The 13,925-nt window shown below is 73.6% G+C and carries 18 protein-coding genes and 1 CRISPR repeat array (1 of these 19 only partly in view); of the genes, 8 read left to right on the forward strand and 10 right to left on the reverse strand.

From position 1 onward, the window contains the following. Positions 1 to 110 precede the first annotated feature (110 nt). Complete coding sequence (mgrA, locus tag KGD84_RS17930) at positions 111 to 1,151, forward strand: L-glyceraldehyde 3-phosphate reductase (RefSeq protein ID WP_220561574.1); 1,041 nt, start codon at positions 111 to 113, stop codon at positions 1,149 to 1,151. Positions 1,152 to 1,241: 90 nt separating this feature from the next. Here the strand turns inward: mgrA and KGD84_RS17935 are convergent, their stop codons facing one another. The 4 genes from KGD84_RS17935 to KGD84_RS17950 form a co-directional block, all read right to left on the reverse strand. After that, entirely contained in the window at positions 1,242 to 1,409 is a 168-nt protein-coding gene (locus KGD84_RS17935) for a DUF397 domain-containing protein (protein ID WP_220561575.1), read from the reverse strand. 181 nt (positions 1,410 to 1,590) lie between these two features. Next, complete coding sequence (locus KGD84_RS17940; protein WP_220561576.1) at positions 1,591 to 1,758, reverse strand: DUF397 domain-containing protein; 168 nt, start codon at positions 1,756 to 1,758, stop codon at positions 1,591 to 1,593. A 113-nt stretch (positions 1,759 to 1,871) separates the two neighbouring features. Then, the gene (locus KGD84_RS17945; protein WP_220561577.1) at positions 1,872 to 2,042 is read right to left on the reverse strand and encodes a DUF397 domain-containing protein; all 171 of its coding nucleotides are present in this window, start codon (positions 2,040 to 2,042) and stop codon (positions 1,872 to 1,874) included. Continuing rightward, complete coding sequence (locus KGD84_RS17950; protein ID WP_255646635.1) at positions 2,032 to 2,802, reverse strand: helix-turn-helix domain-containing protein; 771 nt, start codon at positions 2,800 to 2,802, stop codon at positions 2,032 to 2,034. Before KGD84_RS17950 ends, KGD84_RS17945 begins: the two co-directional genes overlap by 11 nt. A 207-nt stretch (positions 2,803 to 3,009) precedes the next feature. Between KGD84_RS17950 and KGD84_RS17955 the strand changes: the two genes are divergently transcribed. Both KGD84_RS17955 and KGD84_RS17960 read left to right on the forward strand, forming a co-directional pair. Then, positions 3,010 to 3,282, forward strand: a complete 273-nt coding sequence (locus tag KGD84_RS17955; protein ID WP_220561579.1) for a hypothetical protein — start codon at positions 3,010 to 3,012, stop codon at positions 3,280 to 3,282. Between the two features lie 137 nt (positions 3,283 to 3,419). After that, a complete protein-coding gene (locus KGD84_RS17960) occupies positions 3,420 to 3,656 on the forward strand; it encodes a hypothetical protein (RefSeq protein ID WP_220561580.1) in 237 nt (78 codons plus the stop codon). Positions 3,657 to 3,851: 195 nt separating this feature from the next. Here the strand turns inward: KGD84_RS17960 and KGD84_RS17965 are convergent, their stop codons facing one another. The 4 genes from KGD84_RS17965 to KGD84_RS17980 form a co-directional block, all read right to left on the reverse strand. Further along, positions 3,852 to 4,754, reverse strand: a complete 903-nt coding sequence (locus tag KGD84_RS17965; RefSeq protein ID WP_220561581.1) for a phosphotransferase — start codon at positions 4,752 to 4,754, stop codon at positions 3,852 to 3,854. A gap of 68 nt (positions 4,755 to 4,822) precedes the next feature. Further along, positions 4,823 to 5,431 carry a dihydrofolate reductase family protein gene (locus KGD84_RS17970; RefSeq protein WP_220561582.1) on the reverse strand — a complete coding sequence of 203 codons (609 nt, stop codon included), beginning with the start codon at positions 5,429 to 5,431 and terminating at the stop codon, positions 4,823 to 4,825. A 214-nt stretch (positions 5,432 to 5,645) separates the two neighbouring features. Beyond that, entirely contained in the window at positions 5,646 to 5,981 is a 336-nt protein-coding gene (locus tag KGD84_RS17975; protein WP_220561583.1) for a hypothetical protein, read from the reverse strand. Positions 5,982 to 6,591: 610 nt separating this feature from the next. Continuing rightward, positions 6,592 to 7,170, reverse strand: coding sequence for a TetR/AcrR family transcriptional regulator (locus tag KGD84_RS17980; protein WP_220561584.1), 579 nt, complete (start codon positions 7,168 to 7,170; stop codon positions 6,592 to 6,594). A gap of 155 nt (positions 7,171 to 7,325) precedes the next feature. Here KGD84_RS17980 and KGD84_RS17985 point away from each other — a divergent pair, with 155 nt between their 5' ends. From KGD84_RS17985 to KGD84_RS17995, 3 genes are all read left to right on the forward strand, one after another. Continuing rightward, on the forward strand, positions 7,326 to 7,754 hold the full coding sequence (locus KGD84_RS17985; RefSeq protein ID WP_220561585.1) for a DoxX family protein: 429 nt from the start codon (positions 7,326 to 7,328) through the stop codon (positions 7,752 to 7,754). 63 nt (positions 7,755 to 7,817) lie between these two features. Beyond that, on the forward strand, positions 7,818 to 8,381 hold the full coding sequence (locus KGD84_RS17990; RefSeq protein ID WP_255646636.1) for a hypothetical protein: 564 nt from the start codon (positions 7,818 to 7,820) through the stop codon (positions 8,379 to 8,381). Positions 8,382 to 8,519: 138 nt separating this feature from the next. Next, positions 8,520 to 10,484: a hypothetical protein gene (locus KGD84_RS17995; protein WP_220561586.1), complete on the forward strand. Its 1,965-nt coding sequence runs from the start codon at positions 8,520 to 8,522 to the stop codon at positions 10,482 to 10,484. Positions 10,485 to 10,565: 81 nt separating this feature from the next. Here the strand turns inward: KGD84_RS17995 and KGD84_RS18000 are convergent, their stop codons facing one another. After that, positions 10,566 to 11,279, reverse strand: coding sequence for an SDR family oxidoreductase (locus KGD84_RS18000; RefSeq protein ID WP_220561587.1), 714 nt, complete (start codon positions 11,277 to 11,279; stop codon positions 10,566 to 10,568). Between the two features lie 127 nt (positions 11,280 to 11,406). Here KGD84_RS18000 and KGD84_RS18005 point away from each other — a divergent pair, with 127 nt between their 5' ends. After that, positions 11,407 to 11,805 (forward strand): MerR family transcriptional regulator, encoded by a 399-nt coding sequence (locus KGD84_RS18005; protein ID WP_255646637.1) that lies wholly within the window; start codon positions 11,407 to 11,409, stop codon positions 11,803 to 11,805. Positions 11,806 to 11,820: 15 nt separating this feature from the next. Here KGD84_RS18005 and KGD84_RS18010 read toward each other — a convergent pair whose 3' ends face one another. Continuing rightward, on the reverse strand, positions 11,821 to 12,261 hold the full coding sequence (locus KGD84_RS18010; protein WP_220561588.1) for a winged helix-turn-helix transcriptional regulator: 441 nt from the start codon (positions 12,259 to 12,261) through the stop codon (positions 11,821 to 11,823). A 133-nt stretch (positions 12,262 to 12,394) separates the two neighbouring features. Between KGD84_RS18010 and KGD84_RS18015 the strand changes: the two genes are divergently transcribed. Then, positions 12,395 to 13,312 (forward strand): NADP-dependent oxidoreductase, encoded by a 918-nt coding sequence (locus KGD84_RS18015; protein WP_220561589.1) that lies wholly within the window; start codon positions 12,395 to 12,397, stop codon positions 13,310 to 13,312. A 125-nt stretch (positions 13,313 to 13,437) separates the two neighbouring features. Next, positions 13,438 to 13,925: a CRISPR direct-repeat array (repeat unit 29 nt; unit sequence GGGACCATCCCCGCGTGCGCGGGGAGCAG) (it continues 151 nt past the right edge of the window).

The following is a 13,925-nucleotide window of genomic DNA, read 5'->3' on the forward strand; positions in this document are numbered from 1 at the left end:
GCACCCGTTGGACAACGGGCGCGGGCCGGAGCAGAGTTGGACCGTCGTACCGGCCGGCCCGCCCGCGCGGGACACCCCGGCCGCACCGCCCACCTGAGGAAACCCGCACGATGACCTACGTCGCCGCCCCCGAACGCTACGACGGAACCATGCTCTACCGGCGCACCGGCCGGTCCGGCCTCGACCTGCCCGTGCTCTCGCTGGGGTACTGGCACAACTTCGGCGACGACCGCCCCTTCGAGACCCAGCGGGCCATCGCACGCCGCGCCTTCGACCTGGGCATCACCCACCACGACCTGGCCAACAACTACGGGCCGCCCTACGGGGCCGCCGAGATCAACTTCGGCCGCCTCATGCGCGAGGACTTCGCCCCCTACCGCGACGAGATGGTCGTCTCCACCAAGGCCGGGTGGGACATGTGGCCGGGGCCGTACGGGCAGGGGGGCGGCTCCCGCAAGTACGTGCTGGCCTCGCTGGACCGGTCGCTGCAGCGCATGGGCCTGGACTACGTCGACATCTTCTACTCCCACCGGCTGGACGCCTCCACCCCCCTGGAGGAGACCATGGGGGCGCTGGACACCGCCGTGCGCCAGGGCAAGGCGCTGTACGTGGGCGTCTCCTCCTACGACGCCGAGCGCACCCGGAGGGCGTACGAGATCCTGCACGGGCTGGGGACGCCGCTGCTCATCCACCAGCCCTCCTACTCGATGCTCAACCGGTGGATCGAGACCGAGGGGCTGCTCGACACCGTCGGCGAACTGGGCGTGGGCGTCATCGGGTTCACGGCGCTGGCCCAGGGGCTGCTCACCGACCGGTACCTGAACGGCGTGCCGGAGGGGTCCCGGGCCACCCAGGACAAGTCCTTCGACGCCGGGTGGCTGTCGGAGGAGACGCTGGGGCACCTGCGAGCGCTCGCCGGCATCGCAGCGGAGCGCGGGCAGACGCTGGCGCAGCTGGCGCTGGCCTGGGCGCTGCGCGACCCGCGTGTGACGTCGCTGGTCATCGGGGCGTCGTCGGTGGCGCAGCTGGAGCAGAACGTGGCGGCGCTGGGGAACCTGGAGTTCACCGACCGGGAGCTGGCGGCGATCGACGAGCACGCGATCGACGGCGGCGTGGACCTGTGGCACGACGCCCGGACCGGCGCGCTGTAGCGCTGGGGGCGGGGGCGGTGTAGCGGCCGGGGCGGTCGCGCCGACGGAGGCCGTCGTCGGCGCGACCGCGGCTCCCCGCGGGTCAGCGGGTCAGCGGATCAGCGAGCGCAGGAGCGCGGACCACTCGCCGGGGGTGAAGGAGAGGTGGCCGGCCTCGCGGTGCTGCGTGTCCCGGACGTCCGTGGCCCGAGGGGTCTCCCGGACCTCCACGCAGTTGCCCTCGCAGTTGCTGTAGGTGCTCTTGCGCCATTCGTCCATGGATATGCCCTTCGCGTTCTTTGACAGTTTCGACCTACTTGTACACCGTGCTTCCCATTGAGAAACAGAACACGCATGTGAGAGGCGAGGCCCCGTCCCGGGCGGAGGGGAGCGGACCCCTGGCAGCGCACAAGGAGACCCCCCGCGCGGACGCGGGGGGTCGGGTGAGGGATCGGAAAGGTCAGCGGCTCACGGAGCGCACCAACGCCGCCCACTCCATCCGGTCGAAGGTCAGGTAGCCGGCCTCACGGTTCTGCGTGTCCCGGACATCGGCACCCGCGGTGAACTCGCGCGCTTCAACGCAGTTGGCACCGCCGTCCGAGTAGGTGCTCTTGTGCCACTCAGCCATGGACTGCCTCCTGGATTTCGACAACCGTTCGGGGTCTACCCACACCCCGCATCCTCATTCGGGACTTAATGCCTCCCACGCGAACGCGGGAGCCGAGGGGAGGAGCGGAAAGGTCAGCGGCTCACGGACTGAAGGAGAGCCGCCCACTCCATCCGGTCGAAGGTCAGGTACCCGGCCTCGCGGTTCTGCGTGTCCCGGACATCCGCGCCCGCGGCGAACTCGCGCGCCTCCACACAGTCGTTGGTTCCACCGCTGTAACTCGACTTGTGCCACTCAGCTTGCACTGTCCAACCTCTTCACTTCATCGCGGACCATCCGGAGCGAGGCCTCCGGTTCCCATGCCAGCCCTTGCAGGCTTCCCACCAGCATCCTGCGTTGAGCGACCGCTGTCGAACTGGTCAGAATGCGCCCTTCTTCGGCACTCTCCACGTAGGCGAGCTCGGTGGAGTCCTTCATGGTGATCACCCGGAAAGAACCCGCGTTGCCAGGGTGCTTGGGATGATCGGAAGGCATGATCTGTAGGGTAATCCTCCCCCGCTCCGAGAGTTCGATCAGGTACTCCAGTTGCTCACGGGTGACGTCCACACCCCCGTACCTTCGACCCAGCAAACTCTGGTCCAGCACCAACCACAGCAGCGGGCGCAGGGCCTCGGAGAAATGCTTCGCCCGAGTCACCCGCTCACCGACACTCGTGGCCAGCTCATCCGGGGACAGCCAGGGAGCCGATGCCAGAACGATGGCGCGCGCGTACGCCTCGGTCTGCAAATAGCCGGGGAACGCCAACGCCTGGTACTCCCAGACGGCTTGGGCATCCTGAATCGCTGAAGCGATCTCCGACAGCCAGGGCGCACGGTTGCTGCCGGTCAGGTCCTCCCACAGGCGCGAGAGTCTCCCGAAGCCGATCGACTCGTCCAGCGCTTTCCGCAGCCTCGGCGACGGCGAAGCCTTTCCGCGCTCCACGTCCGATATCTGGCTTTTGCTGCTCTGGACACGATTGGCCAGCGCGGTTTGCGTCAGCTCCGCCTCGGTGCGCAGGCGTGCCACCTCACGGCCGTAACGCGACAGAACCTGTTTCGGTACAGGGGGCATACGTCCAGGAGAGCACATCCGCCGCTCCCTCCGGAGCGATTCCGTGAAATTCCGAAGGCACCGGAACCTCGCCGCTGAGCAGACAAGTCCCTTTACCTGGCACTTTCCATCGGCGGACACTTCAAGTCGTACCCGAGCCCACTATGTGCCAGGAGCCGCCGCATGCCGCCCGCACCGTCTTCGGAACTCCACGAGGAAGCCGTCCTCGCCCTCCACTCCGCGCTGCGACGGCGCGGGATCGCCGCGGAGAACGGCGACCTCCCCGGCTCCGTCCGCGCCGAGTACGCGGGGCGCCGCGTGACCGTCCGCCACGTCGACCGGCAATGGTGGCGCCCGATGCCCGGCGAACCCCACGTCACCGTCCCGGTCGCCCGCTCCGGCGACGAGGACGCCCTGGCCCGCGACCTGGTCGCCGAACTCCTGGGGCGGCTGTGAACCCCCTGGGCTTCGACGACTTCGCCCGTCTCACCGCGCCCCGCGCCCGTCCGGTCCCGGTTCCCCGACCGGCCGAACGGCCTCCGCTCCCACGACGGACACGCACACACCGACCGACCACAGAAGGGAACGATGCCATGTCCCGGACCGAACCCGGCGACCCCCGCCGCAAGCGGCCCCCGACCCCGGCCCAGCAGGAACGCGCCGACGAACTGTTCGACGAGGTCTCTTCCGCCCTGCGCGACATCCGCGAACCCGGCGCCGACCCGGTCGCCGCCCTGCGCCACGCGGACCACACCTTCGGCATCCTCCACGCCCACCTGTGCAGGGGCGGCGTCCTGCCCACCCCCTGGCACAAGGCCCGGCACCCCTGAAACGACCCCGCGCCCGAAGGGCCCCTACGCCCCGGCCGCGGCGGCGACCCGCACGCGGCCGGGGCCCGCCCTACCACCCCACCTGCGTCCGACCCGCCTCCGGCGGCAAGGACCGGAGCCGACACCGCCCTACCCCTCACACTCTCCGGACGGGAAAGGGCACCACGGCCACCGGCGGCACGGCCGTCCCCCGCCTCACCCCTCGCCCTCCAGGATCCACCGCAGCGTGCGACGGCCGATCCGGCTCATCGGCGGATTGCTCTCGCGGTAGTACCAGACCAGCCCCAACGCCTGCTCGAACGCCCAGGCCCGCCCGCGCTCCCACTCCGCGTCGCCGACCCCCAACGCCTCCCGGAACACGGCCCGGGGCCCCTCCTCCAGCACATCCCAGGCGCACAGCAGGTCCAGCGCCGGATCGGCCGCCCCCAACCCGCCCACGTCCACCACGCCCACCAGGCGCCCCTCGCGCACCAGCAGGTTGCCCGGCATGAGGTCGCCGTGCGACATCACGTCCGGATCGCTCCCCCGCGGCAGGTCGCGCAGCCGCCCCTCCCACAGCCGGCGCAGCCGGGGCACGTCCAGCAACCCCTCCGAACGCTCCAGGCAGGTACGCACCCATTCGTCATGGTCGGCGATGCAGCCGCCGCGCCCCTGCCCGCGGAACACCCGCCCCCGGGCGTCGATAGCACGCACCCCGCGCACGAACTCGGCCAGGTCCAGGGCGAAGTCGGTGCCGCTCCCGGCGTCGTTCCGGTCCGCGGGCGTCCCCGGCAACCGCGTCTGCACGCTCCACGGCATCGGGTACCCCTCCCCCGGCGCACCGATCGCCACCGGCTCGGGGGTGGCGAAACGGGTGCGGCCCGCGAGCTCGCGCGCCGCCGCGGCCTCGCCCTCCAAGGCGAGCAGCGCGGCCTGCGGGTCGGCCGGCTGGAGGGGGAACCGGGCGACGAGGTCGTCGCCCAGCAGGAACACCGCGTTCACCGTGCCCCCGGGCAGGACCGGGACCAGCGGCAGCCCCGCCCAGTGCGGGAACTGGTCTTCGATGAGCCGTGCGGCGGTCTGCGGGGTGAGGACGATTTGGTCGCTGTGCATGAGCATCGGCCCAGTCTGGCGGCCCCGCGCTCGCGGAGCACACGATTTTTCCGGCCGCCCGGCCGCTCACCCGGTCAGCGCGGCACCCGGTACGTCACGTGCGTCACCCCGCTCGCCGCCCGCGACCCCACCTGCTCCAGCCTCAGCGGCGGAACCCCCTCGAACAGCCGCGTCCCGCCGCCGAACACCACCGGCACGATGTGCAGCCGCAGCTCGTCGATCAGCCCCGCGGCCAGGAACTGGTTGACCGTGGCGGCGCCGCCCGCCACCGCGACATCCGCGTCCCCGGCCGCCTCGCGCGCCCGCGCCAGCGCGGCCCCGATCCCGTCGGTGACGAAATGGAACGTGGTGCCGCCCGCCATCGGCTGCGGATCGCGCGGATGGTGGGTCAGCACGAACACCGGCGCGTGGAACGGCGGGTCCTCGCCCCACCATCCGTTCCACTCCCGGTCCCACCCGCCGCGCACGGGACCGAACATGTTGCGCCCCATGATGTAGGCCCCCGCCCCCGCCATGAGGTCGAGTTCGGCCCGGTTCTCCTCGGGGGTGTCGAACATCCAGGCGTGCAGCGCGGCACCCGAGCCGTCACCGCCGTCGTCGCCGAACGGGCGCTCCTCGGTCTGACCGTGCCCGGCCGCACAGCCGTCGGCCGAGATCGAGAGGTCGCAGGTCACCTTGGTCATTTCCGCTCTCCCCTTCCGGGTTCCGGGACGCCGGGCCCGGGCCGGACGGGCCGCCCGGGGCCCGCCACCGGACACGATCCTGCCCCAGACCGCCGACACACCACAGCGGCCACACCGGCGGGGAGGGCGCACGCCCCCGGGCGCGCCCCGACCTGCGGGGGCCGCCACGGGGCGCCCGGGGACCGCGCAGGACGCGCGGCGGGCGGCGGCCGCCCTAGCCGGGGAGTCCGGCGACGACCTCGTCCAGCTCCTCCAGCCGGTCCGGGCACACGTGCTCGACGTTCACCCTGCGCAACGCGAGTTCGGCGTCGTCCTCGGCGGTCATCGTGGTCGCCAGGGCGAACACGCCCTCCTCCTCTTCGCAGGTGCTCTCGGCCTCGCTCTGGATCTCCGCCCACGTGGTGTCGGTGAGCTGGTCCCTGCCCAGGGCCGCGGCCGCCGCGGCCCGGTGGGCGTCCTCACCGGAGGGGGATCCGCAGCCGGTGAGCAGGAGGACGGCCGCGACCGAGGCCAGGACCGGAACAGGGGTCGGCAGAAGTGTTCGCGTCATCATGGGGGATGCCTCTCAGAGGGCGCCGGAGCGGGCAGCGCGAAAATGTGATGCCCAACAGTGTGCAGCACGCCACCCGGAACAGGGTGTTCGGGGTTACGTGGCGTGGGCCTCAATTCCCGTACACCCGGACTTCACCCAGCCGAGCAACAGCCCCCCGTCATCGCCGGTGGGGAAGTGGACCCCGCCCCGGCGCCGCCATGCCCGCCCGGTCCCACCCGCACCCCCATCACCCCGCCCCAACGGGAACATCCACCGGCCACCACCCCGCCGGAAGCGGCCCCGTCCCGACGGCGCCACGCCCATCCAGCCCCACCAGCAACACCATCACCCCACCCTGACGGCGTCGTGTCCGCCCGGCCCCACCCGCGGCACTCCTCCCCCGGCCGCCCGGCCCGGAGCGAAGGAGGCCTTGAGGCGCCATGCCCCCCGGCCCGCCGCCGGTCACAGCCGACCGACCACCCCGCCGGAAGCGACCCCACCCCACGGCACCACGACCGCCACGGGCCGCCCCGACCGCACGAGCCCCGAACGGCCCCGGCGCTCCCCGAGCACCACTCCCCCCGGGCACCGCTCCCGCTTCCCCTCCCACCCCCCGCCTGCGCCCGCGTCACTCCGCCTCGCCCCGGCGCGCGGACGCCAGCACCCGGTCCACGAGGTCCTCGACGAACCCCCGCGTCGCCGGCCGCGCCTGGAACGCGCCCCGGGCGAGCACCCCGCCCACGAGCAGCGCCAGCGACGGCTCGACGTCCTCCGGCGGCAGGTGCGACCGCAGGACCGCCTCCAGCGACCGGGTCCCCGCCTCGTAGAGCCGCCGGCGCAGCTCGTCCACCTCCGGATCGCTCCCCGCCCGTTCCAGCAGCCCCCCGAACACCCGGTCCAGATGGCCCCCCGCCAGGTCCTCCGCGAAATCGACCAGCCCCCGCACCAGGTCCTCGCGCAGGTCTCCGGTGGGCTCCGGGTGGTCCGCCTCGTCGCAGATCTTCCCGATCGACGCCCGCATCAGGTCCAGGCGCGTCGGCCAGTGCGCGTAGACGGTCGCCTTGGAGTAGCCGGCCCGCTTGGCGACCTCCGCGTGGGTGACCACGCTCCACCCCTCGGTCACGAACAGTTCCGTGGCGGCCTCGACGACGTCGCGCCGGGTCCGCAGGACCCTGGGGTCCACGCCGTCCGGCTCCTTGGTTCCCATGGTGAGCGATACTAGCCGGTTTTCCACACACCCTGGCGACTTCTGAACGAGTTGTCTACTATCTAATTGATGGGCTACTTTCTGAACCGGATGGACGACACCGCTTCGCCCGCCACGCCCCACCCGTTCCCGCCCCCGAACCCCGGAGAGACCCCGTGAAGACCGAACCCCGACGGCACCCGGCCCCCGCCTCCTCCCGCGTGCTCCACATCGGCCTCTGGGCCGCCCAGCTCCTCCTCGCCCCGGTCTTCGTCGGTGGCGGCGTCTGGAAGCTCACCACCCCGATCACCGAACTCGCCCAGGTCTTCCCCTGGGTCGGGCAGACCCCGTCCGCGCTGCTCTACACCACCTCCGTACTCGACGTCCTGGGCGGCCTCGGCGTCCTGCTCCCCGCCCTCACCCGCATCCGGCCGGGGCTGACCGTCCTGGCCGCCCTCGGCTGCGCCGCGCTCCAGGCGTCCGCCATCGTCTTCCACCTCTCCCGGGGGGAGACGGACGTGGCGTTCAACGCCGTGCTCCTCGTTCTCGCGGCCTTCGTCGCCTGGGGCCGCCACACGAGAGAGCCCATCGCCCCACGTTCCTGACACCGGCGTACGGCAGAATCCGAGCGACCGACCCGACCGCCCCACCCGTCCCGGGAGCCCGCGATGACGCACATGACCGACCTGCTGACCCCACACCTGCCCGCCGGGATCACCCTGCCCGAGCCGCTGGAGCGGGCCTGGGCGTGGATGGAGGCCCAGGGCTTCGGGTTCACCAACGAGCACGGGTACTTCCTCACCCCGTACCCGGGCGACCGGCAGCTCGGCGTGGTGTTCTCGCCCGGCGAGAGCCTGACCGGATGGTTCGAGCCCGGCAAGCCCGGTCACGGCGACCTCGTCCCGCTGGGCGAGATCTCCGGCGACGGCGGCATGTGCCTGCTGTGGAACGACTCCGGGACGACGCGGTTCGTCGCCCTGAGCTCGGACGGGGAGGCGTTCCTGCTGGCCGACTCCGCGGTCGACTTCCTGCGGCTCATCGCGATCGGCTACGACGACCTCCCCTTCTCCGAACTCCTGACCGGGCCACCGGAGGAGGACGAGGCCGTGGAGGCCCTCGCGCCCTTCCGGGCCTGGGTCGAGGCGGAGTTCGGCACCGAGGTGCCCGCCCACTGGCACACGGCCGACCCCGACCCCTTCAACACCTGGGTCTCGGCCCTCAAGGGGTGGTGACCGGTATCGACACTCGGCAGTGGGATGGTCTCCGTCCGGTGAGGACAGAGTGCACAGACCGCCACCTTTACGCCATAGATCTCCTCTGGCCCGCGCGGCGGCACGGACCTGTCCCCCGTCCCGGCTAATCTCCCTCCCATGTCGGAGCGCGACCTGATCCTCGACACCCTCCGCCGGGCCCCGGGGGTCCTCTTCCTCGAGCCCGGCCGCCACCTCGTCACCCAGGACGAGGTGCACGGCCGGGCCAGGGATGAGCGTGCCCGCCGCGGCCTCCCCGCCGCCCACCCCTACCTCGGCTGGCACACCCAGGCCGAGGGGTTCGACCCCTCCGGCGCCCTGGCCGGCCCCCAGCGCGTCTACTTCGGCGGCGACCGCGCCGCCGTGGCCCGCGCCCTCTCCCTCCTGGAACCGCACGGCTTCGCGGTCCTGGGCGGGCGCTCCGACACCGAGGTGTTCGTCCTGCGCCGCGACGCCGCGCCCCGCCGCGCCGACCCCGCGCTCGCCGACGAGTGGCGCACCCGCCTGGAGGTCCTGGGCGACGACCGTTCCGGCCCGGTCCCCTTCCGGGACGGCGAGGAGGAACTCCTCCACGCGCTCGTCGCCCACCCCGCCATGCGCGACCTCCTCGCCCCCGCCGCCCGGGCCCTGCGCCTGCGCGGTGCCCTCTCCCGCGCCGACCTCGACACCGCCCTCTCCCCCGACGGCCTCGACGCCCTCCGCCCCCACGGCGACGAGGCCGCCGCCCTGACTGCCCACGCCCTGGAGACCGACCACCCCCGGGCCCGCCCGGCGGCCACCGTCCTGGCCGAACTCGGCCGCGCCGACGCCCGCGTGCTCAACCGGTGGAAGGACCCCGGGGCGATCCGGGCCGCCCGCGCCGCGGCCCTGGAAGGGCGCCAGGTCTCCACCTTCCTCGACCTGGCCGCCGCCGACGGCGCGGACCCCGTGTCCGCGGCCGTCGACCTCGCCGAGGAGATCAGGGCCGCGGGCGGCGAGGACGCCGCGCCCCGCGTCCTGGAGGCCGCCGTCCGCCTCGTCTCCCGCTTCGGCGGCTCCACCCGCGCCCACGCCCTGGCCGCGCTCCGCGACGAGCGGGTACCGCCCTGGCTCCGGGTCGTCATCGCCGACCGCTGGACCCGCACTCCCGTCCCGGCCGGCGTCCCGGCCGACGCCCCGTCCGCGCGCACGGCGCCCGAGGTCCGGGCGGCTGACGCCGCCTGGCCCGACGCCGTCGACGAGGTGCGCGCCTCGGCCGGCCTGCCCCCGAGCCCCGGGTTCGACCCCGAGCACCGGCCCGGGCGGGACGCCGCGGTCGAACTGCGCGAGGCCGTCGTCGCCCGGCACCTGGACGGCCTGCGGGCCGCGCTCGCCCGCCCGGACCTCTCCGAGCCCGCGCTCGCCGTCCTGCTCGAACTCCTCCACGGCGCGAACGCCCTGCGTCCGCAGGATCTCGCCCCGTTCGCCCGCACCTGGCGCAAGCGCCTGTTCGTGAAGCCGGACCCGTACACGAGCGCCCCGCCCGCCGTCGTGACCTACGCGGCGGCCCTGGCCCGCCTGGGCGAGGCCACCGCGGACAGGGTCGCCGGCACCGTGCTGCGCGACAAGCGCCAGTGGTCCCTACCCGTCCGCCTGCTCCTGCTCGGCGCGCTCGACCGCGGCCGGGACGCCGACCTCGCCGCGGAGGCCGAGATCCTCCCCCACACGCACAGCGGCGACAAGGGCACCCAGGCCGCGGCGCACGCCCTGTCCCTGGTGCGCGCCCGCCTGCGCGGGATCCCGCCGGTGGCGGCCGCCTGCGCGTCACTCCTGGAGGCGCCCGAACGGCCGCCGTTCGTGCGCCGCGGGTTCGCGTACGTCGCCGTCGCCGTGGAAGAGGGCGGCTCGGGCCTGTGGGCCCACCACTTCCGCGGGGGTTCCGTCCGGGCGCTGGAGGCCGCGCTGCGCGTCGCTGGGAACGAGGACCTCCCCGCCCCGGCGCGCCGCGCCGCCCTGGACCTGGCCGACGAGTCGTCGGCCCTGGACCGCGCCGGCCGGACCCGGCCCGAGAACGCGGCGCGGCTGCGCGCGGAGCGCGAGGAGCTGCGTTCCCGGCTCCGGGCGTGACCGCGGCCCGGCGGGGGCGGACGGTGCCCGTCCGCCCCCACCGCGTTCACCTCCCCGGAGGGCGCCGCGCCCGCACCGCCGTCACCGCCCGAGCGCCGACGCGTAGAACTTCGCGGGGTCCTCCGCCAGCGCCGCCTTCACCGAGCGGCTCGCGTCGTCGACCAGCACCTCGAGCGCCCCCGAGCCCACACCGTCCAGGCTGGCCCGGGCCACGTCCGCGGGATCGATCTTGGGCACGTCGTAACCGGCCATCATGTCGGTGTCGGCCGACCCGAGGTGCACCCCCTGCACCAGGGTCCCCTGGCCGACCAGTTCGAGGCGGACCGCGTTGGTCATGTTCCAGGCGGCGGCCTTGGCCGCGGAGTAGGCCCCCGCGCCGTCGTAGGCGAACCACGACAGCGCCGACAGCACGTTCACCACCGCTCCCCCGCCGTTCGCCGCGAGCACGGGCGCGAAGGCCCGGATCACGCCGAGCGTGCCGAAGAAATGGGTGTCGAACTCCAGCCGGACCGCGTCCGGGTCGCCCGTCACCAGGTTCGCCCCGGTGGCGATCCCGGCGTTGTTGACGAGCAGGGTGACGTCGGCGGCCCGCGCGGCCGCCTCCGCCACCGAATCCGCGTCCAGCAGGTCCAGTCGCAGCGTCTCGACCCTGGGGTCGCGGACCTCGACGGTCTCGGGGCGGCGGGCCGCCGCGTAGACCTTCGCGGCCCCGCGGGCCAGGAGTTCGTCGACGAAGCGCCGGCCGATACCCCGGTTCGCTCCGGTGACCAGTGCGACGGAGCCGGTGACATCCATGGGTTCCCCCGAAATCTCGTGTGCGGGCGGACGGGAACGCCGCCCTGTCCGGATACCGTAGGACTTGACGTTGACGTCAAGGGCAAGCCCGCGGACTGTGATCCACGACAAAAAGGGCGGGGAGCGGATGAACGGTTCCATGCGCATCGGTGTGCTGGCGGAGCACGCCGGGGTGAGCACCCGGGCGCTGCGCTACTACGAGGAGCAGGGGCTTCTCACCCCGGAGCGCACGCCGAGCGGGCAGCGGGTCTACCCGCCGTCGGCGGTCGAGCGGGTTCAAATCATCCGGCAGTTCTTCGCGGCGGGGCTCAACAGCCGCACCGTCGCCGCCATCCTGCCCAGCGTCGACGCGGGGCGCGCGGCGCCCGGGGTGCTGGAGTCCCTGCGCGCCGAACGGGCCCGCATCACCGCGGGCATCGCCGAACTCCAGGAGGCCGGGCGCCGACTCGACCGGGTCATCGAGCTCACCGAGCGCCCCGACCCCGAGCACTGCCCCGCACTGCGCGAGCAGGCGGCCGCCTCCTGACGGGCGGCGCCCGCCTCACCCGGCCAGGGCGTCGAACTCCTCCCGGTTCGCGAGCACCTCGGCCATGTGCTCCTCCGCCCACGCCTTGACGCCGCGCATCAGCTCGTGCAGCGAGAGTCCCAGGGCGGTCAGCTCGTAGGTGACCGTCACCGGCACCGTCGGGGTCACCGTGCGGGTGACCAGGCCGTCGCGCTCCAACGAGCGCAGGGTCTGGGTGAGCATCTTCTGGCTGACCCCGGCCAGGCGCCGGGACAGCTCCGAGTAGCGCATCGCCCGCGGCTCCTCCCAGGATTCACCGGCGGGGCACGGCCCGCCCCTGCCCAGCGCGGCCAGGACCAGCGTGACCCACTTGTCGGAGATGCGGTCGAGCAGCTGGCGGCTGGGGCAGGCCGCCAGGAACGCGTCGTAGTCGGCCTTCGCCTGTGCCCGCCGCTGGGCCGCGGTCATCGTCGCCATCGGCCGGTCCTTCCTACCCGGGGGTGGGTTACGCACTTCGAGGTGCGTACTTCCCATTGGAGAGTTACCCCACCAGAGTGATGCCTGTCAGCTTCCGAGCGCAAGGCCCCCAGGGGCCTGAAAGGACGCCACCATGGGAACCCCCACCTTCCGCACCGCCGTCGTCCGCGTCCCGAACGGGCCGGACTCCATCGAGTTCATCGACCGTCCGCTGCGCGAGCCCGGCCCCGGCGAGATCCGCGTCCGGGTCGCCGCCGCCCCGGTCAACCCGGTCGACCTCGCGGTCGCCGCCGGCTTCTTCCACGGGCTCGGTGCCATCGACCAGCCCGAGCACACGGGGCTGGGCTGGGACTTCTCCGGCACGGTCGAGGCCGTCGGCGAGGGAGTGGACCTGGCGGTCGGCACCCGCGTCGCGGGGCTGGTCGGCGGCCTCGACCGGGACTTCGGGACCTACGCCGAGCAGCTGGTGGTCCCGGCCGCCGACGTGGCCGAGGTGCCCGAGGGGCAGGACCTGGCCGCGGTGTCCACGGTGCCCCTCAACGGGCTGACCGCCGCCCAGCTGGTCGACCTGCTCGGCGACGCGCCCCAGCAGGGGAACCGGCTGCTGGTGACCGGCGCCGCGGGCGCCGTCGGCGGGTACGTGGTGACGCTCGCGCAGGAGCGCGGCTGGCGGGTGACGGGGCTCGCCCGGCCGGCGGACGAGGAGTTCGTCCGCGGCCTGGGGGCGGACTTCACCGACCGCGAAATCGAGGGCTGGGACGCCGTCGCCGACACCGCGGCGCTCCAGGAGCGCGGGCGCGACCTGGTGCGCGACGGAGGGGTCTTCGTGGGCGTGCAGCCGGTCTCGCCGATCGCCCCCGACCGCGGGATCGACCTGCGCGCCGTGAATGTAGTGCCGGACGGCGCCCGCCTGGCGGACCTGCTCGCGCGCACCGCCGCGGGCGAGCTGCCCACCCGCGTGCACGCGGTCGTCCCGCTGGCCGACGCCGCCGACGCCCACCGGTCCTTCGCCAAGGGCGGCATCCGCGGCCGCTACGTCCTCCAGCCCTGACCCGCTTCCCGCGCACGCGACAAACCGTCCCACCGCCGACACCCCACAGCCCCCACCCCACAGCCCCGCCCCCGCGTGCGCGGGGAACAGGCTTCGTCGTTCAGCTCCCAGGTGCCTTCGATGTGGGGACCATCCCCGCGTGCGCGGGGAGCAGCGACTGCCAGCGCAGAAGGCCCTGGCGGAGGAGGGACCATCCCCGCGTGCGCGGGGAGCAGACGACGACGCCGGGCATGGGTGTGAGTTGTCCGGGACCATCCCCGCGTGCGCGGGGAGCAGACCGCGCGGTGCAGTGCTGCGGCCGCGGGGTCGGGACCATCCCCGCGTGCGCGGGGAGCAGTTGACGACGAGGATGCCGATGTCCGCGCGGGCGGGACCATCCCCGCGTGCGCGGGGAGCAGAGGGCATCACCGTGATGCAGTTCGCGATTCGCGGGACCATCCCCGCGTGCGCGGGGAGCAGCCCGGGATGTACGCGCTCATGGAGTGACGGCAGGGACCATCCCCGCGTGCGCGGGGAGCAGGGCCGAGTCCTGAAGCGGGGCCTGCCGTTGTCGGGACCATCCCCGCGTGCGCGGGGAGCAGCGGGGGTCCAGGAAGAAGAACGCGAGCACGTT

It is taken from the genome of Nocardiopsis changdeensis (assembly GCF_018316655.1).
Taxonomy (GTDB): domain Bacteria; phylum Actinomycetota; class Actinomycetes; order Streptosporangiales; family Streptosporangiaceae; genus Nocardiopsis; species Nocardiopsis changdeensis.

Bases quoted from the DNA above. Each gene is read 5' to 3' on its own strand.
- mgrA (WP_220561574.1), top strand. From the start codon at position 111: ATGACCTACGTCGCCGCCCCCGAACGCTACGACGGAACCATGCTCTAC.
- KGD84_RS17935 (WP_220561575.1), bottom strand. From the start codon at position 1,409: ATGGACGAATGGCGCAAGAGCACCTACAGCAACTGCGAGGGCAACTGC.
- KGD84_RS17940 (WP_220561576.1), bottom strand. From the start codon at position 1,758: ATGGCTGAGTGGCACAAGAGCACCTACTCGGACGGCGGTGCCAACTGC.
- KGD84_RS17955 (WP_220561579.1), top strand. From the start codon at position 3,010: ATGCCGCCCGCACCGTCTTCGGAACTCCACGAGGAAGCCGTCCTCGCC.
- KGD84_RS17960 (WP_220561580.1), top strand. From the start codon at position 3,420: ATGTCCCGGACCGAACCCGGCGACCCCCGCCGCAAGCGGCCCCCGACC.
- KGD84_RS17965 (WP_220561581.1), bottom strand. From the start codon at position 4,754: ATGCTCATGCACAGCGACCAAATCGTCCTCACCCCGCAGACCGCCGCA.
- KGD84_RS17970 (WP_220561582.1), bottom strand. From the start codon at position 5,431: ATGACCAAGGTGACCTGCGACCTCTCGATCTCGGCCGACGGCTGTGCG.
- KGD84_RS17975 (WP_220561583.1), bottom strand. From the start codon at position 5,981: ATGACGCGAACACTTCTGCCGACCCCTGTTCCGGTCCTGGCCTCGGTC.
- KGD84_RS17980 (WP_220561584.1), bottom strand. From the start codon at position 7,170: ATGGGAACCAAGGAGCCGGACGGCGTGGACCCCAGGGTCCTGCGGACC.
- KGD84_RS17990 (WP_255646636.1), top strand. From the start codon at position 7,818: ATGACGCACATGACCGACCTGCTGACCCCACACCTGCCCGCCGGGATC.
- KGD84_RS17995 (WP_220561586.1), top strand. From the start codon at position 8,520: ATGTCGGAGCGCGACCTGATCCTCGACACCCTCCGCCGGGCCCCGGGG.
- KGD84_RS18000 (WP_220561587.1), bottom strand. From the start codon at position 11,279: ATGGATGTCACCGGCTCCGTCGCACTGGTCACCGGAGCGAACCGGGGT.
- KGD84_RS18005 (WP_255646637.1), top strand. From the start codon at position 11,407: ATGAACGGTTCCATGCGCATCGGTGTGCTGGCGGAGCACGCCGGGGTG.
- KGD84_RS18010 (WP_220561588.1), bottom strand. From the start codon at position 12,261: ATGGCGACGATGACCGCGGCCCAGCGGCGGGCACAGGCGAAGGCCGAC.
- KGD84_RS18015 (WP_220561589.1), top strand. From the start codon at position 12,395: ATGGGAACCCCCACCTTCCGCACCGCCGTCGTCCGCGTCCCGAACGGG.